Origin of the sequence: Halovenus salina (assembly GCF_026410925.1) — an archaeon.
GTDB classification, from domain to species: domain Archaea; phylum Halobacteriota; class Halobacteria; order Halobacteriales; family Haloarculaceae; genus Halovenus; species Halovenus salina.
The window spans coordinates 2,694,524-2,719,220 of sequence record NZ_CP112972.1 but is presented as its reverse complement, the minus strand read 5'-3'; the positions used below and the strand labels follow the sequence as shown (position 1 = coordinate 2,719,220).

At 60.5% G+C, this 24,697-nt stretch carries 20 protein-coding genes and 2 tRNA genes; 10 read left to right on the top strand and 12 right to left on the bottom strand.

The features are described from left to right. Window positions 1–31 precede the first annotated feature (31 nt). Together gyrA and gyrB are read right to left on the bottom strand one after the other, a co-directional pair. Window positions 32–2,542 (bottom strand): DNA gyrase subunit A, encoded by a 2,511-nt coding sequence (gene gyrA / locus OSC37_RS13625; protein ID WP_267161981.1) that lies wholly within the window; start codon window positions 2,540–2,542, stop codon window positions 32–34. Between the two features lie 10 nt (window positions 2,543–2,552). Continuing rightward, on the bottom strand, window positions 2,553–4,487 hold the full coding sequence (gyrB, locus tag OSC37_RS13620) for a DNA topoisomerase (ATP-hydrolyzing) subunit B (protein WP_267161980.1): 1,935 nt from the start codon (window positions 4,485–4,487) through the stop codon (window positions 2,553–2,555). 162 nt (window positions 4,488–4,649) lie between these two features. On the opposite strand from gyrB, the gene OSC37_RS13615 reads away from it, so the two are divergent. Beyond that, window positions 4,650–7,031, top strand: coding sequence for a DNA topoisomerase VI subunit B (locus OSC37_RS13615; RefSeq protein ID WP_267161979.1), 2,382 nt, complete (start codon window positions 4,650–4,652; stop codon window positions 7,029–7,031). A gap of 4 nt (window positions 7,032–7,035) precedes the next feature. Further along, window positions 7,036–8,127, top strand: a complete 1,092-nt coding sequence (locus OSC37_RS13610; RefSeq protein ID WP_267161978.1) for a DNA topoisomerase IV subunit A — start codon at window positions 7,036–7,038, stop codon at window positions 8,125–8,127. 43 nt (window positions 8,128–8,170) lie between these two features. On the opposite strand, the gene OSC37_RS13605 is transcribed toward OSC37_RS13610, so the two are convergent. Beyond that, a complete protein-coding gene (locus OSC37_RS13605) occupies window positions 8,171–8,593 on the bottom strand; it encodes a universal stress protein (protein ID WP_267161977.1) in 423 nt (140 codons plus the stop codon). A gap of 83 nt (window positions 8,594–8,676) precedes the next feature. Here OSC37_RS13605 and OSC37_RS13600 point away from each other — a divergent pair, with 83 nt between their 5' ends. Beyond that, window positions 8,677–10,278, top strand: coding sequence for a Na+/H+ antiporter NhaC family protein (locus tag OSC37_RS13600; protein ID WP_267161976.1), 1,602 nt, complete (start codon window positions 8,677–8,679; stop codon window positions 10,276–10,278). 36 nt (window positions 10,279–10,314) lie between these two features. Here the strand turns inward: OSC37_RS13600 and OSC37_RS13595 are convergent, their stop codons facing one another. The 6 genes from OSC37_RS13595 to OSC37_RS13570 form a co-directional block, all read right to left on the bottom strand. Then, a complete protein-coding gene (locus tag OSC37_RS13595) occupies window positions 10,315–12,462 on the bottom strand; it encodes a hypothetical protein (protein WP_267161975.1) in 2,148 nt (715 codons plus the stop codon). A 416-nt stretch (window positions 12,463–12,878) separates the two neighbouring features. After that, window positions 12,879–13,616: an amino acid ABC transporter ATP-binding protein gene (locus OSC37_RS13590; RefSeq protein WP_303657464.1), complete on the bottom strand. Its 738-nt coding sequence runs from the start codon at window positions 13,614–13,616 to the stop codon at window positions 12,879–12,881. Beyond that, window positions 13,613–14,542: an amino acid ABC transporter permease gene (locus OSC37_RS13585; RefSeq protein ID WP_267161974.1), complete on the bottom strand. Its 930-nt coding sequence runs from the start codon at window positions 14,540–14,542 to the stop codon at window positions 13,613–13,615. The genes OSC37_RS13590 and OSC37_RS13585 overlap by 4 nt, the downstream gene beginning before the upstream one ends. A 51-nt stretch (window positions 14,543–14,593) precedes the next feature. Next, complete coding sequence (locus OSC37_RS13580; protein ID WP_267161973.1) at window positions 14,594–15,508, bottom strand: basic amino acid ABC transporter substrate-binding protein; 915 nt, start codon at window positions 15,506–15,508, stop codon at window positions 14,594–14,596. Window positions 15,509–15,634: 126 nt separating this feature from the next. Continuing rightward, complete coding sequence (locus OSC37_RS13575) at window positions 15,635–16,831, bottom strand: M24 family metallopeptidase (protein ID WP_267164193.1); 1,197 nt, start codon at window positions 16,829–16,831, stop codon at window positions 15,635–15,637. Window positions 16,832–16,921: 90 nt separating this feature from the next. After that, a complete protein-coding gene (locus OSC37_RS13570) occupies window positions 16,922–17,215 on the bottom strand; it encodes a PadR family transcriptional regulator (RefSeq protein ID WP_267161972.1) in 294 nt (97 codons plus the stop codon). Between the two features lie 103 nt (window positions 17,216–17,318). Between OSC37_RS13570 and hisI the strand changes: the two genes are divergently transcribed. Further along, window positions 17,319–17,690, top strand: a complete 372-nt coding sequence (gene hisI / locus OSC37_RS13565) for a phosphoribosyl-AMP cyclohydrolase (protein WP_267161971.1) — start codon at window positions 17,319–17,321, stop codon at window positions 17,688–17,690. After that, window positions 17,677–18,813, top strand: a complete 1,137-nt coding sequence (locus OSC37_RS13560; protein WP_267161970.1) for a DUF7118 family protein — start codon at window positions 17,677–17,679, stop codon at window positions 18,811–18,813. The genes hisI and OSC37_RS13560 overlap by 14 nt, the downstream gene beginning before the upstream one ends. Here OSC37_RS13560 and OSC37_RS13555 read toward each other — a convergent pair. Continuing rightward, window positions 18,810–19,874 (bottom strand): KaiC domain-containing protein, encoded by a 1,065-nt coding sequence (locus tag OSC37_RS13555; protein WP_267161969.1) that lies wholly within the window; start codon window positions 19,872–19,874, stop codon window positions 18,810–18,812. The genes OSC37_RS13560 and OSC37_RS13555 overlap by 4 nt on opposite strands. A gap of 140 nt (window positions 19,875–20,014) precedes the next feature. On the opposite strand from OSC37_RS13555, the gene OSC37_RS13550 reads away from it, so the two are divergent. Continuing rightward, window positions 20,015–20,200, top strand: a complete 186-nt coding sequence (locus OSC37_RS13550; RefSeq protein WP_267161968.1) for a DUF7550 family protein — start codon at window positions 20,015–20,017, stop codon at window positions 20,198–20,200. Between the two features lie 183 nt (window positions 20,201–20,383). Next, window positions 20,384–20,517: transfer RNA gene (locus OSC37_RS13545), tRNA-Met, on the top strand. A 107-nt stretch (window positions 20,518–20,624) separates the two neighbouring features. On the opposite strand, the gene OSC37_RS13540 is transcribed toward OSC37_RS13545, so the two are convergent. Beyond that, window positions 20,625–20,697 (bottom strand) — tRNA-Gln (locus tag OSC37_RS13540). A gap of 276 nt (window positions 20,698–20,973) precedes the next feature. Between OSC37_RS13540 and OSC37_RS13535 the strand changes: the two genes are divergently transcribed. The 3 genes from OSC37_RS13535 to thrC all read left to right on the top strand — a co-directional run bounded on the left by OSC37_RS13535 (window position 20,974) and on the right by thrC (window position 23,469). Continuing rightward, window positions 20,974–21,579: an IMP cyclohydrolase gene (locus tag OSC37_RS13535; protein WP_267161967.1), complete on the top strand. Its 606-nt coding sequence runs from the start codon at window positions 20,974–20,976 to the stop codon at window positions 21,577–21,579. An 86-nt stretch (window positions 21,580–21,665) separates the two neighbouring features. Then, the gene (locus OSC37_RS13530) at window positions 21,666–22,049 is read left to right on the top strand and encodes a helix-turn-helix domain-containing protein (protein ID WP_267161966.1); all 384 of its coding nucleotides are present in this window, start codon (window positions 21,666–21,668) and stop codon (window positions 22,047–22,049) included. Between the two features lie 148 nt (window positions 22,050–22,197). Next, on the top strand, window positions 22,198–23,469 hold the full coding sequence (gene thrC, locus OSC37_RS13525; RefSeq protein ID WP_267161965.1) for a threonine synthase: 1,272 nt from the start codon (window positions 22,198–22,200) through the stop codon (window positions 23,467–23,469). A gap of 4 nt (window positions 23,470–23,473) precedes the next feature. On the opposite strand, the gene OSC37_RS13520 is transcribed toward thrC, so the two are convergent. Further along, the gene (locus OSC37_RS13520; RefSeq protein ID WP_267161964.1) at window positions 23,474–24,637 is read right to left on the bottom strand and encodes an HD domain-containing protein; all 1,164 of its coding nucleotides are present in this window, start codon (window positions 24,635–24,637) and stop codon (window positions 23,474–23,476) included. Window positions 24,638–24,697: the final 60 nt, after the last annotated feature.

Here is a 24,697-nt window from a genome sequence, read left to right as displayed (position 1 = left end):
CCGTACGGCGACGCCGAGTCACCTCAGCGTCTCACTCTTCGCCGGGGATGACGGTGACCGTCGACACCTGGTCGCCGTCTTCGGTCCGCATCACAGTGACGCCCATCGTATTCCGGCCCTGTGTCGAGATTTCGTCGACGGGACAGCGCATAATCTGGCCCCGGTCGGTCATCGCGACGATGTCGTCGTTGGCCTCGACGGCCTTGACAGTCGCGACCCCTCCGTTTCGCTCGTCGGTCTTGATATCGACCAGTCCTTTCCCGTAGCGGGACTGACGCCGGTACTCAGAGAGGAGTGTCCGCTTGCCGTAGCCGTTGTGCGTGACTGTCAACAGCGCGCGCTCGTCTGTGTCGTCGGTCGCGACCATCCCTGCGACGCGGTCGCCGTCCTGCAGGTCGATTCCGCGGACGCCGCGGGCGTTGCGGCCCATCTGCCTGACTTCGTCTTCGGCGAAGCGGATGGTCATTCCGCCCTCTGTGGCGACGACAAGGTCGCCCGTGCCGTCGGTTACCTCCACGTCAATCAGTTCGTCACCATCCTCCAGCGAGGCGGCGATGATGCCCGTCGAGAGGATATTCTCGAACTCCGTCACACAGGTCCGTTTGACGTAGCCGTCCCTGGTGACCATCGTGATGCACTCGTCCTCGCCGAACTCGTCGGTGCTCACAACCGCTGTCAGCTCCTCGCCGTCGTCGAGGTCGATGAGGTTGACGGCAGATTTCCCGCGGGCCGTGCGGGACATCTCGGGAATCTCGTAGGTCTTGAGTCGGTAGACCTGTCCCTGATTGGTGAAACAACAGAGGTAGTCGTGGGTGTTCGCCCGGAACACCTTCGAGACGCGGTCGCCCTCCTTGGGGTCTGCGCCGATGATGCCCTTGCCGCCCCGTCCCTGCGGGTCGAAGGCGTCGACGGGCATGCGCTTGATGTAGTCTTGTTCGGTGATGACGACCAGCGAGTCCTCCTCGGGGATGAGGTCCTCGTGTGTGACCTGGCCCTCGTCTTCGAGAATCGAGGTCTTTCGCTCGTCGCCGTACTCCTCGGCGACCTCGCGGAGTTCGTCTTTGATGACCGAGAGCAGTTTCTCTTCGCTCGCGAGGACGCTTTCGAGGTACTCGATTTCGGCCTGTAACTCCTCGTACTCGGCCTCGATTTCGCCGGCCTCCATCGAGGTCAGCGACCCAATCTGCATTCGGAGAATGTGTTCGGCCTGCTCTTGGGAAAAGTCGAGGTCCGGCTGCACATCGGGGTACTCCAGGTCGACATCGTCGATATCCTGCGGGTCGAGTTCGCCTTCGAGGACTGCCTGTGCCTGGTCGCGGTCGGCGGACTCGGTGACGAGGTTGACGATTGCCTCGGCGGTGTCGACGGCTTCGAGACGGCCTTCGAGGATGTGTGCGCGGTCCTCGGCCTCCTCGAGGTCGTGTCTGGCGCGCCGACGGACGACCTCCTTGCGGTGGTCGAGGTAGTGTTTCAGGGTCTCTTTGAGCGTCAACACCTGTGGCTGGCCGTCGACCAGCGCGAGGTTGATGACGCCGAAGGTGGATTCGAGGTGGTGGTCGAGCAGTTGGTTCTCGACGACGTCGACGTTCGCCCCGCGCTTGAGGTCGACGACGACGCGAACGCCGTCGCGGTCTGACTCGTCACGCAGGTCGGAGACGCCCTCGATGACGCCCTCGTTGACGTCGTCGGCGATGCGCTCGACCATCCGGGCCTTGTTCTCCTGGTACGGGAGTTCGGTGATGACAATGCGGTCACTGCCGGTCTCGTTACGCTGGACCTCGTACTCTGCGCGCATCCGGAGCCGGCCGCGACCGGTCGCGTACGCCGAGTAGACCGCGTCTTTGCCGACAATGTTGCCGCCGGTCGGGAAATCCGGCCCCTTGATATGTTCCATCAGGTCCTCAACCTCGCAGTCGGGGTTATCGATGAGGTGAACGGTTGCATCGACGACCTCGTTGAGGTTGTGTGGCGGGATATTCGTCGACATCCCGACGGCGATGCCAGAGGAGCCGTTGAGAAGCAGGTTCGGCAGTTTCGCCGGCAACACTGCCGGCTCCTGGAGGCGGTCGTCGTAGTTCGACTGGAAGTCGACTGTGTCTTTCTCCAGGTCTTCGAGCAGTTCCTCGGCGACCGGAGCCATCCGGGCCTCGGTGTACCGCATCGCGGCGGGCGGGTCGCCGTCCATCGAGCCGAAGTTGCCCTGGCCGTCGACCAGCGGGTAGCGCAGCGAGAAATCCTGTGCCATCCGCACGAGCGTGTCGTAAATAGCCTTGTCGCCGTGTGGGTGGTAGTCACCCATCGTCTCGCCCACGATAGAGGAACACTTGCGGTGGCCCGAGCCCGAGGAGACGCCCATCTCATGCATGGCATAGAGGACGCGTCGGTGGACTGGCTTGAGGCCGTCGCGGACATCAGGGAGCGCACGACCCGCGATGACGCTCATCGCGTAGTCGATGTAGCTCTGTTCCATCTCGTCTTCGATGCGAACGTGCTCGACGTTCGCTGCCGGTACTTCCACGTCGTCAGGGGTGTCTGAACTCATCGTTGTCACCTCAGATGTCGACCCATTCGGCCTCGGGAGCGTGTTCTTTGATAAATTCCTTGCGCGGCTCGACGGCATCGCCCATCAACACCGAGAACATCCGGTCGGCCGCGGCGGCGTCGTCAACGGTGATGCGTTTCAGAATCCGGTTCTCGGGGTTCATCGTCGTGTCCCAGAGCTGTTGGGGATTCATCTCGCCCAGCCCCTTGAACCGCTGGACCTGGCTCGCACTGCCGTCACATTTCTCGGCAACAATCTTGTCGCGTTCTTCGTCGGTCATCGCGTCGTAGGTTTCGCCGCGGTAGCGGATGCGATACAGCGGGGGCTGGGTCGCGTAGACGTACCCCTGCTCTAACAGCGGGCGCATGTGCCGGTAGAAAAACGTCAACAGCAGCGTCCGGATGTGTGCGCCGTCGACGTCGGCGTCGGTCGCCATGATAATTTTCTCGTAGCGCACGTCGTCGAGCGCGAACTCGTCACCGATGCCCGCGCCGATAGCCGTGATGATGTTCCGAATCTGGTCGTTTTCGAGAATCCGGTCGAGTCGGTGTTTCTCGACGTTCAACACCTTCCCGCGAATCGGCAACACCGCCTGGAACTCGGGGTTGCGGGCCTGTTTGGCGCTGCCGCCAGCGGAGTCACCCTCCGCGATGAACAGCTCTGCCTTGGTCGGGTCCCGGGTCTGGCAGTCAGCAAGCTTGCCGGGTAGTGCTGTCGAGTCGAGTGCGCTCTTTCGGCGGGTCAACTCCTCTGCTTTCTGGGCGGCCTTGCGGGCCTTGGCCGCCTCGACAGCCTTCGAGACGATTGTCTCTGCAGTGTCTGGATTCTCCTCGAAGAACGTTCCCAGATGCTCGTGCATCGCGGACTCGACGATGCCTCTGACCTCGCTGTTGCCGAGTTTCGTCTTTGTCTGGCCCTCGAACTGCGGGTCCGGGTGTTTCACCGAGAGCACTGCCGTCAGCCCCTCGCGGATGTCATCTCCCTTGAGGTTCTCGTCGAGGTCCCTGAGCAGGCCGTTGTCGCTCGCGTAGTCGTTGACCACTCGGGTGAGGGCGGTCTTGAACCCGGTCATGTGGGTGCCGCCCTCGCGTGTGTTGATGTTATTTGCGAACGCGTGCAGCGAGCCCTGGAGTTCGTCGGTGGCCTGCATCGCCACCTCCACGTGGACCGTTCCCTCGCTGCCGTCGCCGATGTCGCCATCAGCCTCAAAGTAGATGACCTCGTCGTGGATGACGGTCTTTGTCTCGTCGAGGAACTCGACAAACTCCTTGATACCGCCCTCGTAGACGAAGGTGGTCTCCTCGCCGTCGCGTTCGTCTGCGAGACCGATTTCGACCCCGCTGTTGAGGAAAGCGAGTTCGCGGAGCCGGGATTCGAGCGTCGAAAACGAGAAATCAGCCGTTTCGAAGATATCGCTGTCGGGCCAGAAGCGAATCGTCGTCCCAGTGTCCTCGTCGGGACGCAGGTCACGGACCCGCTCAAGTTCGTGGTCCGGCGCACCCTTGGTAAAGGATTCCCGCCAGAGTGCGCCGTTTCGTTTGACTTCGACGTCGAGCGAGACCGACAGGGCGTTGACAACAGAAACGCCGACCCCGTGAAGGCCGCCTGAAACCTGGTATGACTTGTTATCGAATTTGCCGCCGGCGTGGAGGACGGTCATGATAACCTCGACCGCCGGCCGGTCGTGTTCCTCGTTGGTGTTGACGGGAATCCCACGCCCGTCGTCGCTCACAGAGACAGAGTTGTCCTCGTGAATGGTGACCGTAATCTCGTCACAGTAGCCCGCGAGGGCCTCGTCAATAGAGTTGTCGACAACCTCATACACCAGGTGATGGAGCCCCCTGGCGTCTGTCGAGCCGATATACATCGCTGGCCGTTTTCGGACGGCCTGCAACCCCTCGAGCACCTGAATCTGGTCTGCACCGTACTCACTATCCTGGGACATAAAATCGTACTTCAAGATAATCTGCCCCGGTTCTTAAATGCCACGCACGCGTGCGCGTGAAGTCGGGCCCGGCTCTCGCCGTGCGGTTTCGCCGTCGGGTGTTCACTTTCAGTCCGGTTGCCGACAACATTTAACCCCGGGTACGATACATACGGGTACACGATGACATCGTATCAGTCGCGTCTCGGCAGCGGGGACGGGATTGCCGAGGAGCTGGCGGAGGGCCAGCGCGCCATCTCGATTGCGGAGTTCTTCGAGAAGAACAAGCACATGCTCGGGTTTGACTCCGGTGCCCGAGGCCTCGTCACCGCGGTCAAAGAGGCCGTCGACAACAGTCTCGACGCCTGCGAGGAGGCCAGCATTCTGCCGGACATCTACGTCGAACTCCAGGACGAGGGCGACTACTACCGCCTCATCGTCGAGGACAACGGCCCCGGTATCACGAAAGAGCAGATTCCCAAAATTTTCGGGAAACTGCTCTATGGCTCCCGATTTCACAAGCGTGAGCAGGCACGCGGCCAGCAGGGAATCGGAATTTCGGCGGCGGTGCTGTACGCCCAGCTCACCTCTGGGAAGCCCGCGAAGGTCACCTCCCGGACCCAGAGCAACGAGAGAGCACAGTACTTCGAGGTCGTCGTCGACACCGAGACCAACGAACCCGAAATCAGCGTCGAGGAGACGACGACCTGGGAGCGCCCCCACGGTACGCGTATCGAACTGGAGATGGAGGCGAACATGCGCGCCCGCCAACAGCTCCACGACTATATCACGCATACGGCGGTCGTCAATCCGCACGCACGAATCGAACTGAAAGAGCCAAAAGCCGAGTTCAAATACGAGCGCGCGACCGACCAGCTCCCCGCCGAGACCGAAGAGATTCGGCCACACCCCCACGGCGTCGAGCTCGGGACGCTCATCAAGATGGGCGAGGAGACCGACTCGTACTCCATCTCTGGGTTCGTCCAGGAGGAGTTCACCAGGGTCGGCCAGAAGACCGCCGACTCCATCATCGACAGCTTCCGGGACCGATATTTCGGCCGGGAGATAACCTGGCAGACACCCCAGGCCCACGAGGAGGTGTCCGTCGACGAGGTAATCACGGAGGCCGTCGCGAACAAGGGCCAGGAGGCGACCGCGGAGTTCGCCGCAGGTGTTGTCGATGCACTCGCCGACCACGAGCGCGTCGCCCACCACCAGGTCGTCGACGCGGTCGAGACGGTCGGCGACGAGGTACAGACGGAGTACGGGACCACCTTCGGCTCGACAGTGCGAGAGAACGCCGTCGAAGCCGCCTGGGAGGCGATTACGGCCGCACGCGAGTCGGACGTCTACGCGCTGGTCGACGAGGCGACGACGAAACGCAAAGACGACGCCGTCGTGCAGGCGATCACGGAGCGTCTCGCGGCGAAGTTCGAGCAGGGTGAGCGCCACCGTGTGACCCACGAGGACCTCCGGTCCTTTGTCGACCGTGCAGCCGACATGACCGAGGAGCGCGACGACACGACCTTCGGCGACACCGCCCGCGAGAACATCGTCGAGACGTTCTGGGAGACTGCTTCCCGGGTACCGGACGACCCGCCGAAGATTCACGACGTGGCCGCCAACCGCGACACCGCCTCCGAACTGCTCGATGCGATGCGCGCGGTCGACATTATATCGCCGCCGACGGGCTGTCTAGCCCCTATCACAGAGGAACTCGTCGAGAAAGGGTTGGGCAAAGAGTACGAGGCCGACTTCTTCGCGGCGGCGACACGAGACGCCTCTGTCCACGGCGGCGACCCCTTCATCGTCGAGGCCGGCATCGCCTACGGCGGCGACATCGCCTCCGAAGGGTCAGCAGAGGTGCTCCGCTTTGCGAACCGCGTGCCGCTGGTCTACCAGCGCGGGGCCTGTGCGACGACCGATGTGGTCAAGAACATCAACTGGCGCAACTACGGTCTCGACCAGCCGGGCGGGAGCGGCATCCCGAACGGGCCGGCAGTCATCATGGTCCACGTCGCCTCGACGAACGTGCCCTTTACCAGCGAGTCCAAGGACGCAGTCGCCAACGTCCCCGAAATCGAGGACGAAATCGAACTCGCAATCCGGGAGGCCGCCCGCGAGCTGAAGAGTTTCCTCAACAAACGCCGGTCGATGCGCCAGCGCCGTGAGAAACAGAACAAGCTGGCAACCATCCTCCCAGAGATGGCCGAGAAGCTGTCCCGGGTCACCGAGCGCGAGGACTTAGAGATAGACAACACGATGGCTCGCATTATGAACGACGTGCTGGTCGCCCGCGAGCGTGACGGCGAGACGGTCCGACTCGTCGTCGAGAACAACGACGACACCAACACAGAGCCCGAAATTACCGAAATCGTCGACGCGGAGCCGGCCGATGTTGACGGCGCGAACGTCGTCGAGATGGACGGCGAGTGGTTCCTCAAGTGGAGTCCGACCGTCTCGGCCGGGGAGACGGCTACTCTCGAATACACACTCTTGACCGACGCCGATCCCGAGGTCGCCGTCGACGGCATCGAAGACGAGAAACTGACAGTCGACGCCTGAACCCATGAGCACTGACGACACATCCGACGCGCGCGAACAGTTGCTGAGTCTCGCCAACCAGTTCTACGAGCAGTTCGAGGGCGGTTCCGTCCCGAGTATGGAGGTACCGACCCGGACGAAGACCAACATCGAGTACGACGAGGACAGCAACGTTTGGGTCTACGGCGACCGCACGTCGACCCGGAGTGCCAACTCCGTTCGGGGTGCACAGAAGCTATTGAAGGCGACCTACGCCATCGACTTCCTCGCCCGACAGCTCGAAGAGGGTCGCTCGTCGACGCTGCGGGAGCTGTACTACCTCTCGGAGTCCTGGGACCTCGACGAGGCCCAGTTCTCCAGCCAAGACGAGTCTAACCAACTCATCGAGGACCTGGAAATCGTCTCCGGAGTCACCCGCGAGGACTTTCACATGCGCCCCGAGGAGTCCGGCGCGACGGTGATGGGACCGCTGGAGATACGCGAACAGACACGGCGTGGCGAGCGCGAAATTCACTGCCAGGAAGATGTCGGCGAGGGCGGCTACCAGATTCCAAACAACCCCGACACCATCGACTTTCTCGACAACGACGCCGACTTCGTGTTGGCCGTCGAGACCGGCGGTATGCGTGACCGACTGGTCGAGAACGGCTTCGATGAGGAGTATAACGCCATTGTCGTCCACCTCAAGGGGCAGCCCGCCCGGGCGACCCGGCGACTCACGAAACGCCTCCACGACGAACTCGACTTGCCGGTCGTGGTCTTCACTGACGGTGACCCTTGGAGTTATCGTATCTACGGCTCAGTCGCCTACGGCTCCATCAAGAGCGCACACCTCTCGGAGTATCTCGCGACCCCCCAAGCTCAGTACGTCGGTATCCGTCCCGAGGATATCGTCGAGTACGACCTGCCGACGGACCCGCTGTCGGACTCCGACGTGAACGCACTCGAATCAGAGCTCGAAGACCCACGCTTCCAGACCGAATTCTGGACCGACCAGATAGAACTCCAGCTCGATATCGAGAAGAAATCCGAACAGCAGTCACTCGCCGCCCGCGGACTCGATTTCGTGACCGACACTTACCTGCCCGAGCGCCTGACCGAGATGGGCGTCCTCTAGGTCCACCTCACCATTCGTGTCGTTGGCCTCTCCAGTGGCAGGGTTACCGGATGACCGTGACCGAGACGGGCGAGCGTTCGACGACGCGCTCGGCGACGCTGCCGAGGAAGAATCGCTCCAGTGTGGACTGACTGTGGCTCCCGAGGACGACGTGTTCAATGTCGCTTCGCTCGATTTCTTCGAGAATTGCCCGCGCGGGCTTGCCGTGTGTGAGCGTGGTCACTATCTCCGTGCCGTGTTCAGCCGCCAGCTCCTCGGCCTCGGCCAGGTACTCCCTTCCTTCCTCCTCGCGCTTTTCGTAGATGTCTCCCAGCTTCATCCCGACGGTCCGCTCGGGCTGGTATGTCACCGACGTATCGACGACAAACAGGACGAGAATCTCGTTGGCGCGGAACGTGTCACACGCAAACGACAGCGCATCCCGGGCATTGTCGGAACCGTCGAACGGAACCAGTATCTGTGACATTTGTTTTCACACCATCCACGATGAGTCCCCGCTGTTATATAGATACGTGTAGCTTATATTGGAGAGATTTGTGGTGTCATATCATGGTTGAAGGCACAGTCTGGTCGGTCGTCCCGCCGCTGGTCGCTATCGGGCTGGCAATCATCACGCGGAAGGCCATCTTGTCGCTGTTTCTCGGAATTTGGTCTGGCGCAGTGCTGTACACCGGCAACGTCGGGATTATCCAGACCTTCGATTGGATGGTCGCCGCGATACTCGCAGACGACGGATTCCACGTCCAGATAATCCTGTTTACGCTGTTGCTCGGGTCTGGCGTCGCGATGATATGGCGACTCGGCGGCGCGGTCGCCATTCGGAATTGGGCAATCGAGCGTATTGACTCCCAGCGCACGGCTGGATTGATGGCCTGGGGTCTCGGAACCGGCTTCTTCTTCGACGACTACGCGAACACAGCCATTGTCGGGAGTACGATGAAAGAGATTTCGGACAACCTCCGCATCTCGCGGGAGAAACTCTCCTATCTCATCGACTCAACGGCAGCACCGGCAGCGACGCTGGGTATCTCTTCATGGGTCGCCTTCCAGATATCGATGATAGAGTTGGGCTACGAGGAGACCGGCCTTCCCGAAGAGGAGATACCGGGCGGCTTCAGCGTCTTCCTCGAATCGTGGCCCTTCAACATGTACTCGATTCTGGCAATCGTGATGGTCTTCGTCATCGTTGTCACCGGCCGGGATTTCGGGGAGATGTTGTCCGCCGAGCGCCGAGCGGCCACGACCGGCAAGGTCAACCGTGACGGTGCCCGGCCGATGCAAGATGTCGAGGGCGACCTCGGACGGCCAAACGTCGACAACCCGAAGATTGCGACGTTTGTCGTGCCGATACTCGTTCTCGTCGTCGGTGTACTCGGTGTCGCAGCCTGGACTGGAAACGTGTTCCAGGGCGCTGGCGTCGAAGAGTTCAGCGACAACGCTGATTTCACGCTTGCGCTGTTGCTCGGCTCGTTCGGCATGGTCGCTACGTCGTACGTTCTCGGGTACGCCTACGGTATTCTCTCACTCGGCGAGAGCGTCGACACGACTATCGATGGGTTCGGCATTATGCTGACGGCGGTGACGATTCTGGTGTTGGCGTGGTCGCTGGGGGAGGCAGTCTCCGCGCTTGAAACTGGCCAGTTCGTCTCGGAGCAGATCGACGGCGTCGTCGGCGAGAACCTGTTGCCGGTGGTGGTCTTTTTCGCGGCTGCGTTCACCGCCTTCTCGACGGGTTCGTCGTGGGGTACCATGTCGATTCTCACGCCGATCGCGATTCCGGTCGCTTGGGATATCGCTGCCAGCCACGAGCTGGTGGCAGTGATGGTCGGAATGATATTCTCTGGGGCTATCTTCGGCGACCACAGCTCGCCAATCTCGGATACGACCGTTCTCTCTGCGACGTTCAGCGGAGCTGATCTTATCGACCACGTCAGGACACAGCTGTACTATGCCGTCACCGTGGCGGCCGTCGTCGTCGTTCTGATGCTCGTCTGGGGGTACACCGGCGTGACGCCGTGGCTGCTTGTTCTCGTCGGTATCGGGATGGTTGTCGGACTGGTTTACGGGCTCTCAACGCTCCAAAGTACCGTTTTTGGAGTAAGCCCGGTTCAAGAGCCAGACTACGAGGAGAGAATGCGCCCGGAGGAGTAGACGGCAAAATCGGTCTCTCGGTCGTGGCTACGTTGCTCACTCTTCGCCGAGGGGAAGATAGTTGGCTCTGTCTGCGTAGACGACTCCAAGAAGTACGAAACCGAGTACCAACAACACGAGGGACTGTGTAGTCAGTGTACTGAAGACGGAATCAATCAGGGCTACCAACCCCTCGATAGCGGTCGTTTCAATTTCACTTGCATCCTCCGAACGGATAGCATCCTCAGTTGCATCAAGCGCTGGTCCACTTGCAAGGAGACTAGTCACTGTCCCGAGCACGCCAGCGCTCAACAACGAAAAGCCGGTTGCTGAGGCCGTTCGTCTGGCTGAACGGGTCAAAGCGAACACGCAACCGATGAGCGTGGCTGCCAACACAGCCGCCGCCAACGGAGCGAAGCTGACCAACTCGACCGTGGTCCGTGCCAAGCTAATTTCTCGATTGTCCTCGTCAAAATCGTCGGCCAGGCTGGTTTGATCGTCAGCTTGCTCCTCGATTTCGTCTCGAATCTCGCTAGCAATTGACTCTTCAAGATTGCCTTCGGCTTGCTCACGTCTAGTCTCGTACGCCCCAAATTCGTCGTCTTCTGGACTGATCAGACCGTTGACGAGTGTCTTCTGGAGCTCGGCGATAGCTGCTATCGTCTCGTTTGAGACCTCACTACCGAACTCGTCTCGAATCTGTCTCTCCAGATCTGCATTGATATTTCGGCGTGCTCGGTCGAGTTCGTCGGCAATTTCTTGGTCAATTGCGTCTTCTAAATCAGCTTCGGCTGTGTCACGTCTGTTGGTATACTCATCGAAATCCGTGAGTTCTGGGTCCGTGAGGCCGTCGATGACGACGTTCTGAAGCGCCACAATGTTATCGACGGTTTCCTCTGAGGCATCTTGTGCGTACCTGTCTCGGGTGTCGCTGGCCGCCTGGCGTTTCATATCGGCGTTTGCCTCTTCGAGCCCACGGTCCAGTTCGTCGTCGAGCGAGGTTTCGAGGTTGGCTTCGGCAGTGTCACGTCTATCCGTGTACTCGTCGAACTCCGTGAGCCCCGGGTCTGTCAGGCCGTCGATGACGACGTTCTGGAGGGCAACTATGTCGTCGATTGTTTCGTCCGAAGCTTCCTCGCCGTACTGGCTCTGGACCTGCGCTCGGGCGTCACGCTTGAGTTCGGCGTTGGCCTCTAAGAGCACGTCGTCAACATCGTCTTCGGATGCACTCGACGGTAGGTTGTCTCTGACCTGTGTCCGGATATCTTGCCGGACCTGGTTGTATCCAGTTTCGTTTTCGTTCAGGGTTTCAATCTGCTGGTCATCGACCGCAATACCGTACTGGTCTGACTCGAAATCGGTTTCTTGGGCCAGCGTGATCGTATCAACGTCGACGCCCGGCTCACTTGAGACTATCTCGAAGGGCAACTGACCGACAGCCTGTGATTTGACCGCTATCCGTGCCTCCTGATAGCTAGACGCATTCTCGTTCATCGTAACGAGCAGTTCTTTGCTGACCGGAACGCTGGTTTGGAGGTCTGTGAAGTCTGTTTCCCTGACCAGTGTGACTGTCTCTACGACGACCGAGTCTGGGTCGTCTTCGTCGATTTTGAGAGGAAGATCTCTATGTTCGATGGCTTGAACGCGAATCTGCCGGCGGACAGACTCGTAGCCGCCTGCATCCGCGTTTAGCCGAGCAATCATATCGTTGTCCACCGTAACACCGGCTGCGCTTTCTTGGATATCGCGTTGTTGTGCCAGTGCAACTGTATCGACGGTGACCACGCTGCTGTTGAATTGGTCGGAAAGCCTGTTCAGGGCAGGCTGAAGATTGATCTGCACGTCGATCTCGTCGGTGTTGCCCTTGAAAAAGGCCAGACCGGTTGCTACGTTACGCTTGAATTCGCCGGCGAGATACTCCTCGGTGATTGTTGTCTTCATGACCTCTTGAGGGTCGATATCGAGATCTATTCCATCGGGAATATTTGCTTGTTGCGCGCTTAGCTCGTCGTCGAGCTGCCCGCTCGCTTCCTGACGAGCCTCGGCAGTTACGGTAGCGTAGACTCCGTTCTCCTGTAACGTCTCGGAGACGTGGTTCGTGTTTAGTACGGTTCGGTCGACTGCGATTGCTGTGCTCGCAGTAACGACAGAAACAGTCAGTAACACCGAAAAGACAACGACGCCAAGTACTTTTGCTGTCGTCATTGGTTGTTTGATTTGATGCCCCGCCTTTCCCGCAGCCCATCGCCGTGGTTTGTGGCAAGCTCAACTGCAGTCCAACCCGGGGTTTGGAATGCAAAGTCCTCCGTGGGCTCTCTCGTTGAGGCGGGTTCCAAGAGAGTATCCCGCGATGGCTGGACCGTGGTCTGAAGAACAATCATCCCCAGAGCAAGCGCCCAAGCGGGGTTGGTACTCGCTGTTTCTCGTTCCACGCTGCCTCTCTGTCTCCCTGTGCCAGTCCTCATCTGTTCCTCACCGGTCTACTCCTCGTACGGTACCTGTTTGAGGAGCCACTCGTGTAGTACAGGTATCTCAAATATTATAAATCTTACAGCGACACGACCACGCATTACCCAACTGTCTGTTTCAGAAAATGAGGTGATCGTAGCGAGAACTGCCGACTACAGCAACCGTGAGAGGAACTCCTGACCGCGCTCTGTCTGTGGCTGTTCGAAGAACTCCGCCGCCGGGCGCCGTTCAGCAATCTTCCCGTCAGACATCAGCGTGATCGTATCGCCGACCTCGCGGGCAAACCCCATCTCGTGGGTCACCACGAGCATCGTCATTCCGCCCGTTGCAAGGTCTTCCATCACGTCGAGGACCTCGCCGACCAGTTCCGGGTCGAGCGCGCTCGTCACTTCGTCGAACAACATCACGTCGGGGTCCATCGCGAGCGCACGGGCGATGGCGACCCGCTGTTGTTGTCCGCCCGATAGCTCTTCGGGGTAAGAATCGCCCTGGTCACCCAGGCCGACCTTGTCGATGAGTGACTCGGCTCGCTCGCTGGCTTCCTCTTCGGGAATCCCCTTGACCTCTGTCGGCCCGAGCATGATGTTTTCCTTGGCGGTCATATGGGGAAACAGGTTGAACGACTGGAACACCATGCCGATACGCTGGCGAAGCTGGTCGACATCCGCATCCGAGGCAGAGATTGCGTCGCCGTCGAGGCGTATCTGCCCGCTTTGAATCTCTTCGAGGCGGTTCGTACACCGCAACAGCGTCGACTTCCCCGACCCGGATGGTCCGATGATGACAGTTACTTCCTGTTCCTCTACCTCCATGCTGACATCTTTGAGGACGTGCGTCTGGCCGAAGTACTTGTTCACGTCCTCGAATTCGACGATTGCGTCGTTACTCATGGTCGCCTCCCAAGTCCTTCACCGATGGACCCGAATAGTCGTCTGAGATGTGATTTGCTCTCGGTATCCTCGCTACTCCAATCGGCCCGCCGTTCGAGCAGGCTGACGAGCAGGCTCATCGACATCGTCACCAACAGGTAGAACAGACAGACCCAGACCAGCGGCGTCCACGGGTCGAGCTGGTTGCTGTTGATATTCCGGAAGACGCTCATGATCTCCTGGAGTGCGATGACTGTCAGCAGCGACGTGTCTTTGACGAGGATAATCTGGTCGTTTCCGATGGCTGGCAACGCGTTACGCCAGGCCTGTGGCAGGACGACCCGCCGCATTGCCTGTACGTTCGACATACCAAGCGACCGTGCAGCCTCTAACTGGCCGTCATCGACGGCAGCGATACCACCACGAATTGCCTCAGCCACGTACGCGATGTGGTTCAAGGTAAGTCCGATGATAGCTGCCGGGAGCCGCCAGTCTCCAGCATACGAAAAGCCCGCGACGGCGATCTCCCAGGAGCCAAGCGGGAACTGGCCAACAGCCCACAGCCGCGGGATACCGAAGTAGATAACGAACAGCTGGAACAGCAGCGGCGTGCCACGGAAGAACTCGACGTACACCTTCGAGATACGCGAGGTAACCGGTGACGACGAGGTCCGCGCAAGTCCCATGAGCGTCCCGAATGACACCGAGAGGAAACTCGAAATGACGACGATCGTCAAAACGAGCTTGAACGCCTCGACAAAGCGGGGAAATACCGTCTGCAGGAGGTCGTAATTGACCTGTGTGGCCATAATCCAGCCGAGAAACGACGCGACAGCCAGCCCCAGTGTGACAGAGAGCAGTTCGCCGGCTCGTTTGACAAACAGGTCGTTCGTCAAAATCCCGCCGCTGTTTACATCCGATTCCTCTTGTGAATGCGTTTCTGACATGAGTAAATTCTGATCTGGCCCTTATGATGAGACGCTAGACAGTCGCGGGAGTTATCCTGCGAAGTACTCGTTGTAGATCTCGTCGTACCGCCCCGACTCCTTGACTGAATTGAGTGCCTCGTTGACCGCCTGGCGGAACTCCCCGTCTTCTTGACGGAACGCAATACCGTAGTTCTCGACCGTGAGCGTGAGATACGGCGGTGCGTCTCCTTCGGCCTCTTCGGCTGCCCCTTCGCCTTCGAGGAACGCAACACCGTCCTGTTCGTCGACGAAACTCCCGTTGACCGTGTTGTCGTTGACGACTGCCGAAACCTGGTTGTTGATAAGCGCGTCGAACGCCCCAGTGACCTGATCGTAGCTCTGAATCTCCAGGTCACCGCCGAACTCCTCTTTGAGTTCTTCGGCTGCCCCCTCGCCCGTCGTTCCCTTCTGGACACCGACGGCTTTGCCTTGGAGATCTTCTTTTGACTCAATACTGCCGCCTTCGATTACAACTATCGTCTGGTAGGCGGTAAAGTACGGGTCCGAGAAGTCTACCTTCTCTGCGCGCGTGTCGTTTATTGTCATCGCACTCATGATGACACGGAAGTTCCCGTTGTTCAGCGACGGGATGATGCCGTCAAACCCGGTCGGCTGGAACTCGTAGTCTAGCCCCATCTCGTCGACATAGACTGCCTCCGCCATCGCCACATCGAAGCCGGTGAGGTCACCGTCTTCGGTCCGGTACTCGAAGGGTTTGTACGGGATGTCCGAGCCAATCGTAACGACGCCGTCGCTGAGTCCGTACGGTGCGTCCTCTCCATCGTCTCCGTCGCTGCTTCCATTCTCTCCCCCGTCGTCGCTTCCTTCGTCGCCCCCCTCGTCACTACTTTCATCATCCCCATCATCTCCACCACCGATACAGCCAGCCAGTGCGAACGTTGCACTGCTAGTCGCGATTGCTTTTAGGTAATCACGCCGTTGCATGCTCCTCTGTGCAACCTCCTACTACTTAAACACCAGGAAACAGGAGAGTTTCCAATAAGATAGCATGTTCGGAAAACAGTCCGGAACGGCCTGTTTCACCGCAAAAATTCCACCGGTGTTGGTGTGTTATCTGATGACGTTTTCTTCGAGCCCTCTGGGGAAATAGGTCAACAGCTCCGTGCCGTCTTCGGTCACCGCGACAGTATCCGAGTGACGATACCCCGCGTCGTCAGTGTAGATGCCGGGCTCGATGGTGTAGACGTGGCCCGGCTGCATGACGGCGTCAGCCTCGTCACGGCCGTCGCGCTCCTCGCAGTGGGTCCCCCACTCGCGGTCAATGTAGGGTGGTTCGTGGGCACCCATTCCGATGTTGTGGCCGACGTGATGCTGGGCAAGGTCGGTGACACCCTGCTCCTCGAAGTACGACCAGACAACGTCGTCGACGGTGGCCAGTTCGACGCCGGGACCCATCTCCTCGATGGCGATGGTCTGGGCTTCGAGCATCACCTCGAAATAGTGCTCGTCCTCATCGCTGACTTCGCCGACGAACATCGTCCGTTCGAGTTCCGAGAAGTAGCCGTCGACATTCGCAGCCGCCCCCGTGATCAACACGTCACCACGTCCCAACCGCCGATTTGCGGTGTGGCCGTGGGGGAGTCGCGTCTGTGGCCCGGAGATGAATCCGGCGTAGGCAGGTCCGTCTCCCCTGACAGTCGGTACGTACTGGTCCCCCAGGGTATCGAGCATGGCCCGTGAAGCCCGGAGGGAGGCGCGCTGGCTGACTGTCGCCGGATGTGTGCCGGGTTCGGTCTCCTCGGCAAGATACCGGTGGGCGAGGTTGCCCCAGCGGGCGGACTCGCGGACGAGGTCGATTTCAGCATCGGACTTTTCCCACCGCATCCGGTCGACCCACGACTGGGCTGTCACATCGACATACTCAGTCAGCGACGGTCCCTCGTAGCCCATCACGCCGGGCGCACCTTCGCCGTCGGCGACGACTGTCTTCGCGCCGAGTTCGTTGAGCATCTCGGCTATCGTCTCGATTGGACGACCCTGTGGATAATCGAAGTAGGTATCGACCCGCTCGATACGGTCGTTCTCGGCGACGCGTTCCCGTTCGAGGCGCGGAACAACGATGGCAACAGTATCCTGAGTCACCGCAAGCATCGCCGGTCGTTCGGTCTGGATATGGTGGAACCCTGTCAAATATCCTATACTGGTCGCGCCGAACCAGCCGGCTGCGTCGGCGTCGGTCTCGGCGAGTTTCGTCCGGACACGCTCTATGCGACCGTCGTACTCGCTTGCCGGCAGTTCTGTCGACAGGGCTGTGGGTGCTGGCATACCCCCCCTTTCGGCTGACTGGGTTCTAACCCTTTTGCCGAATCAGGCTGTCTCTCGGGAAAGATATCATTTTCACTCTGTTGGGGCAGCCTTGACATCAACATGGTCGAGCATCCACGCAAGATGGTCCTGGAGGCGCTGTTCGCCTCCAGGTGTCAGCGCGTACACGTCGTGGATGCCCTCTGTTCGTGTCTCGACGAAGCCGGCGTCTTCGAGAGCGTCGAGTGCCCCGTAGAACGACTTCGGGTCGATGCGAACGTCGTACTTCGATTCGAGCCGGGACTTGAGCGCCTGGGCCTGTCGGGACTCGTCGGCGAGTAACACGCAGATATCCCGGCGGCGGCCGCTCTGGAGAAACCGTGACATATCTCAACGCAGTCGTTGCCAGGGTTTGTGTATTTCGGCGGCCCCGTCTCTGGCCGGGAGACCCATCCAAAGACCTATGCAGATGAGCATCCACATCTCGCGTATGAGTACCAAACCGCCGGAGCCTGCCTTCGACGAGCAGGAGCTGTTGCCGGCTATCGCCCAGGACGCCGATTCCGGCGAGGTGTTGATGCTTGCCTACGTCTCGGAGAAAGCCCTGGAACAGACCAGAGAGACCGGACTGGCACACTACTACTCGCGCAGTCGAGATGAGCTCTGGCAAAAAGGCGAAACGAGCGGCAACGTCCAGCACATCGAGGAGGTCCGAGTCGACTGCGACGGCGACACGCTGCTCTATCTCGTCGAGCAACACGGCGGCGCCTGTCACACCGGCTACGAATCGTGTTTCTACCGGACCCTCGACGGTGATGTGGTCGCTGACCGTCTCTTCGACCCGGACGATGTCTACGAGTAACCAGCCGACAGAGCCCGAACTCGTTACCGAACTCGACGACCTCGACGGGCGCTACGAGCAAGCCGTCGAGCGCGTCAAGGAGTTCGGCGAGAACGACCTGCGAGAGGTCGAGTCGGTCTACAGGCAGTTCACCGACGTCCTCGACCGGTTCGAGGAGGATGTCACCGACGAGGGTGGCGATATCGAGACGAATATCAAATTCCAGAGCGCGATTGCCGAAGTCGTCGAGGAGGTCTCGGAGGATATGCTGCTGGCAGAAGTCTTCGATGAGTGCGACGAGATGCTCCAGCAGCGGTGGTTCCACGAGTCCGACATCAGAGAGGTCCGCGAACAACTCGAACCGGTTGCCGACCTCGTCTCTCGACTCGAAAAGCAGGACGAACTCCTCGAATCGTACCGCAAGACACGGCGAGACATCCGGTACCGGATTCGGGAACTCGATGACCATATCGCCGACCTCGAACGGCTGTCTCGGCTCGCCGACGCGGACCTCGATGCACCGACCGAGCGGCTGCACGAGCCAATCGAGACCTACAACGACGCGGTTACCGACGCGTTCAACTCGTTCACTCGAGAGGCGTCCGCACGGGAGGTGCTCGACTTTCTCGACACGATGACCGACTACCCGCTCATTCGCTTCGAGATTCCCGACGAGGAACTCTTCGAATACGTCACGCAGTATCCGCCCGGCGAGGAGACGATTGGGACGCTGCTCGAGTACGCCAACTACTCCGAGTCGAAGCTCTCTCACTACGTCGAGGAGCCGAACACGCTCATCCGTATCGTCGGCCGAAAACAGACATACCTCGACGGGCTGAGTGGCAAGCCGCTGACGGTCTCCTGGCCGCCGCCGAGTGCTGAGGAGCTCCAGTACCGCTGTCGCGAGCTGACTGCTGCGGTCAATCGGTTCGCTCCCGACGTGGTCGAACAGCTTCGGGCGGTCGAGGCTCTCCCCCGAGAGACCGACTACGAGCGGATTCGTGACGCCGCGGTCGTCCGGGAGGACCTCACCGACGAAGAGCGCAAGCGCATCCGGACCGACGACATCGAGACAGAGCTATCGGCAGCACGCACTGAACGCGAGACACTCCAACACGCCCTCGAAGGCTACCCCGACCGCTAGAAGATATTCGCCTGCTGGTAGACCGAGATACCCTCGTCGGTCATCTCGTAGGGTTTCTGTTCGCGAGAGTGGTTTGCGTTCCGAATCTTCTGGATTTCGACCGCAAGGCGGGTCTCCTGTGTCTCCCCGCGGACGTACTGGAGGATGAACACCGCATCAGTGAGATACTCGATAATCCCGTGTCTGGAGGCGTACGCGTTCGACTCGCTTGCCTCGCTGGTGAGAAACGTCGTCACGCCGGCCTTCTTCAGCGCGCGGGTGAAATCGAATACCTCGGTGCGCCGCTTTGCCTGGTCGTTGTACATCATCTCCAGCAGCGAGACGGAGTCGAGAACGAGTCTGTCCGCGCCGAAATCCCTGATGAGCTCCGGCAGCTCTGCCTGGATGTTGTCCAGACTGTTCGCCATCTCGACGGGATCGAGGTCGACGACGGCGAGCTGGCCATCGCGCTCGTATTGCTCGAAGTCCCACCCCCACTCGTTTGCCGTGGCGATGATTGCCTCCCGACTCTGTTCGAGGGTGATGAACACGGCGTTTTCGCCGTTTCGGAGGCCGTGGTTCAGAAACTGGAGGCCGAACGTCGTCTTGCCGGTCCCGGCGCTGCCGATGACAACGAGGAGGTGTTTCTTCGGGACCCCGCCCTGTATCATCTGGTCGAGCCCCTCGATACCCAGATCAAGGCGTGGAATCTCCGACTCGAAGTCCCCTTCAGCGAAGTCGCCGTCGTCGCTGGCACCGCCGAAGGCATCACCGAACCCTTCGTCGAACAGGCCGTCGTCGCTGTCGTCAGTTTCGGCACCACCGAAGGCTCCGCTCGCTCCGTCGTCTGTGCCAAACTCGTCGGCGAAGGACTCGCTGTCGTCGTCGGCGTCGACCGACTGTGTCCAACCGGCCGACGACTCCGCCTCTGTCGCAGCCGCGTCCGTCGAGCCCGCTTCGGCCTCTATCGACTCTGGGTCGTCGTCCGACGACTCCCGGTCGTCGCCCTCGGTGCTGTCCTCCGAGTCGCGGAGGCCCTGCTCGAACCAGTCCTCGTCCTCAGAGGTCCCGTCCTCGCTCATCGCCCTACCACCTCCGCCAGCAGTTGCATACGAGACGGTTATCCCTCTCACTGTTAAAACGTTCGCCCACTCCGAGTCCCAGAACGGTAGCCAAAAACGACACCGACACAGCAAAATAACCGGGCCTCGAAGGTCTGAGTATGGCAGACGACCACGACGATCGGCCGGCGTACGACCCGAGCGACCCGACGCCGCCGGAGCGCGAGCCGCCGTACAGACAGACAGCACCACAAACCGCATTCACGAACACGCAAGTCACGGTCGGCTTTCTCGTCTCACTCATCGGGCTGGCAGTCATCTTCGGCCTGCCGCTCGTGCTCGCTTGATACCGATTGGCGGTAATTCTCTGCCAGGCAACAATCCGATGGTTGTGCTGGTCTCACCTTCCACTATCCAGACGCGGAGCGGTACAGACTCGCGACAATCACGATGAGAGGGTATGCGGATTGTTGGCGATGGCAGCTTTGGATGGGAACGTTAAAGTCAACCACTCCGCTATCACCGAGTGCGCCCGGGTGGCTTAGCTGGTCATAGCGCCGCACTCATAGGGTTTCAATCAACGCGGCACACTCCGGCATTCCCGCGAGGTTCGCCTCGTACCTGGGACATGCGGAGATCGAGGGTTCGGAGCCCTCCCCGGGCATTTCTACTCAAACACCGATCAAGAGTCCCAACAACCACACGCCAGAGAAAGGCGAATGAGAGACAGTTCTAGAGACAAGACTGCTCTGTGTCAGTGTTCGGGAAAAGTAGTCCCGGGAAGATTCGAACTTCCGTCGTCAGCCCCAGAAGCTGACAGGATTGGCCACTACCCCACGGGACTTCGATTTTGCATAATTCGCGGGTGTATTTATGCGTGTCGAAGCAGTCGGACGCCTCCTGTACTGCTGGGCGACGGTTCGGCCTGGATTTTATATACCATAGCGAGGCCACACGCGCTGTGCTCTGAGAATCGCCGCGAAGCGACACGCGGGAGCCCGACACATCGCTTCGCGTCGCCGTCAGTGTCGGCTGTTCGCCATTTGCGGGGTAATGTAGTCCCTCCCAGCGCCAAAAAATATCGACACCTACATGCGCCGGGCCGGGTGACACACATAGCATGTACGTTGGACGGTTCGTCGTCGTCGGCCCGACGGTCGGCGCGTACCGCGTCTCATCACGGTCGTTCCCCAACAGAGCAGCAATCAAACGAGAGGACACAATCACCGTGGGCCCTACTCCAGACGCCCCAGAGACAGACAACCCCTACATCGCGTACAACTGCGTCCAGCTCACCGACCAGGGGGCAGTTGTCGGAAACGGGTCGCACGTCGACCCGATTGCCGAGAAGCTCGCACTCGGATATCCAGCACGGGATGCGCTGGCCGAACCGCTGCTCGCGCTCGACTTCGAGAAAGACGACTACGATACGCCGCGGATAGCAGGAATCGTCGGACTGAACGACGATTCCACGACAACCGAGACGCCGGCCGGGTATATCGGGACCGTCCGTCGGGACGGACTCGTCGTCGAAGAGGTACACGAGCCGACACTGGTTGCGACGTACGAACGAAATACTCCGGAGCCGTTCGACCTGACAGCCAGCACCGCTAGCGATGCCGCTCGTGAGCTGTACGACCACGAGTTCGAACACACGGTCTGTGCGGCAGGCGTCGAGGTCACCGACGACGGATTCGAGACGGCGGTCGTCAACGACGGCAACTGACTCGTCTCGGCGGCCTCTGTCTGTAGAGAGCCAGCTTGCCGTACCGAACGAGTGGATTTATTCTGTCGGCGCTCTGTATCTAAAGCATGAAGGCCGACCCGTCCCCCCAGGATTTCCGTGACCTTATGCTCGAAGAGGAGCCGGGTCTCGAGGAGGTACTGACCTGTGTCTTCGGGATTCAGCGCCACGAAGCCCGCACTTACGAAACGTTGCTCGACAATCCGGGTAGCACCGTCGAAGAACTCGCGGCGGAACTCGACCGCGACCGAAGTAACGTCAACAGGTCGCTGTCGACGTTGCGGGAAAAAGAGCTGGCAGACCGCGAGCGTCGGCTGCTTGACGGTGGTGGTCACGTCTACCAGTACACGCCGACGCCGCTTCCGGAAGCCCGAGAGCTGATGCACGAGACCCTCGAGGCGTGGGCCGGCTATGTCCACGAGCGAATCGACGAGTTTGGAGACGACTGCTAGTGATCGTTGTGGGTCGTTTGACAGGCGGTTGCCTGTTTTGTTCTTCAGGCCGTGAAACAGCCAGTTCGATGAATCGGGCGTAAAAAGACCCAGACTAATCACGACGAGAGGCACCTGATTTTTGTTGGTCCCGCCCGACGTGTCGGTAATGAGCGGCACTGAACGGTCTCACTTCGAGTTGCACGGCGAGGAACCTACCTGCTCGACTGGGGGCGTCTGGCTTTCGTGTATTGCCTGTGGCGAGCAGTTCCCACCCTTCGAAACGGTCCGGTACGTCTGTGACGACTGCGATGGACTGCTCGAAGTCAGGTACGCAGACCTGCCGACCTGGAACGACTTCGAGGGTCGTGGCGTCTGGCGCTACGACGCTGCGCTTCCCTTCGAGTCGGGCGTCTCCCTTCCCGAGGGTGCGACGCCGCTGCACGATGTCCCGCGTCTGAAATCATCAATCGGCGTCGGCCGGCTACGGGTCAAACACGAGGGGATGAACCCCACTGGAAGCTTTAAAGACAGGGGAATGACAGTCGGCGTCCGCGTCGCCGAGCAGATGGGCGTCGAGCGCCTGGCGTGTGCCTCGACGGGCAACACGAGCGCGGCACTCTCGGCATACGGCTCGCGTGCCGGCTTAGAGACGCTCGTTCTCCTCCCACAGGGAAAAGTCGCCGCCGGAAAAATCGCACAGGCGAGCTGTCACGGCGCGCGAATCCTCGAAGTCGACGGCAACTTCGACACCTGCCTCGATATCGTCGGAGACCTCGCCGACCGCGGCGATGTCTACCTGCTGAACTCGCTCAATCCGTTCCGGCTGGAGGGCCAGAAGACAATCGGGCTCGAAATCCTCGAACAGTTCCGGGATGAAGAAGGGTCGTACCCGGATAGAATTGTGCTACCGGTCGGCAATGCGGGCAACACCGCCGCACTCTACAAGTGTTTCCGCGAACTCGTGGCAAGCGGCGCACTCGAGAGCTCGGACGTGCCAAAGTTGACTGGCGTCCAAGCTGAGGGAGCTGCTCCGATGGTCGAGGCAATCGAAGAGAACAGAGCGGAGACGCGTCGCTGGGAGTCTGTCGAGACGAGCGCGACGGCAATCCGCATCGGGAATCCCGTCAATGCACCGAAAGCACTTCCAGGTATCCGCGAGACCGGCGGGACGGCCGCCGCCGTCGCCGACGAGGAGATACAGGCCGCACAGCAGGAGTTGGCGAGAGAGGGCGTTGGCGTCGAGCCGGCGTCGGCAGCGTCGATTGCTGGCCTTCGCACCCTACGTGAAGAGGGAGTCGTTACTGAAGACGAGGAAGTCGTCTGTCTCACAACCGGACACCTCCTCAAAGACCCCGACGCCGCCGTCGAGGCAGGCACAGAGCCAGAGACCGTACCGGGAACGACGCCCGGTGTCCGAGACCACCTTGGCCTCGAGTGAGGAGTTACGCTGTCGGACGGAGTCCAAGGACTTCTCGGGCAGCGTCACTCACCTGTTCGGTGAGGCGGCCCGGACAGTAGACACCCAGACGCCAGCGTGTCCGCTCGGCCGCACGGATGCTGGCTGCGAGTTCGGAGGTGTCTTCGAGCCGGCGGACGATGCCGTCGACAACGACGTTCGTCCCGAGTTCCTTCAGCCCTGGTCGGCTCGGCACGTCGACGATGACTGCTGCCGGGTCGACGCCCGCGGCGTCTGCGATTTCGCGTTCGGCGTCGCGGGCATCGCCGTAGGTCACGTCGAGAATCTCGGAGGGAACACGATCCAGGCCAGCCCAAATCGCTCGTTTGTAGAGGTCTCGGGACTCGATTCGACAACCTAGTTCAGTCTCCTGGAGAGCAACGAGCAGGTCGTGGTCGGCCATCCGACGGAACTCAGAGACCGTCGTCTCAGTGGCGTCCAGGTACTGCTCGCAAGCCCGGTCGAGCATCGCCCCTGCGATACGCGAGACGTGGTGTCTGTAGACGACAGCGTTCATTAGCGAGCGCGCGAGCAACAGCGACTCCGCAGTCGGCACGTTGCCCGCTGCGAGGGTGAGTCTGCCTCCCTCGAGACGGAGCTCGCGGACGAGCCGCCCGTGGTCGACGGTTCCGTACGGAACCCCTGTGTGGTGGGCGTCTCTGACGAGGTAGTCCATCCGGTCAACGTCGAGCTCGCCGGCCACTAGCGGTCCGAGACGCCCCTCTCCGGCGATGAGGGCGGTGACTCGCTCGGGGTCGAGGTCGTGGGATTCGAGCACCTGACAGACCGCCCGGTCGCTGTCAGTGAGCAGCCAGCCGACCTCGTCGTGGTCGGTCCCCGTCCGACGGCGGATGAGGTCTTCGGTCTGGTGGCCGTAGGGCCCGTGCCCGATGTCGTGTAACAGCGCCGCCGCGCGGGTGTGTCTGGCCGTGTCCGAATCGACAGCGAGGTGGTCGAGGGCGTTGCTGGCAAGGTGATAGACGCCGAGACTGTGCTCGAAACGGGTGTGGTTCGCAGACGGGTACACCAGCCGAACCGTCGAGAGCTGTTTGATGTGGCGCAGGCGCTGGAACGTTGGCGTATCCACCAGTTCAGCGGCCACAGGGTCGAGCCTGATGTAGTCGTGGACACTGTCCTTGACGGGATTCATTGTTGGAGTAATCAGTTCCCGCTCGATTACGGTTTCGTTTCCGTCCGCCTGCGTGGACCC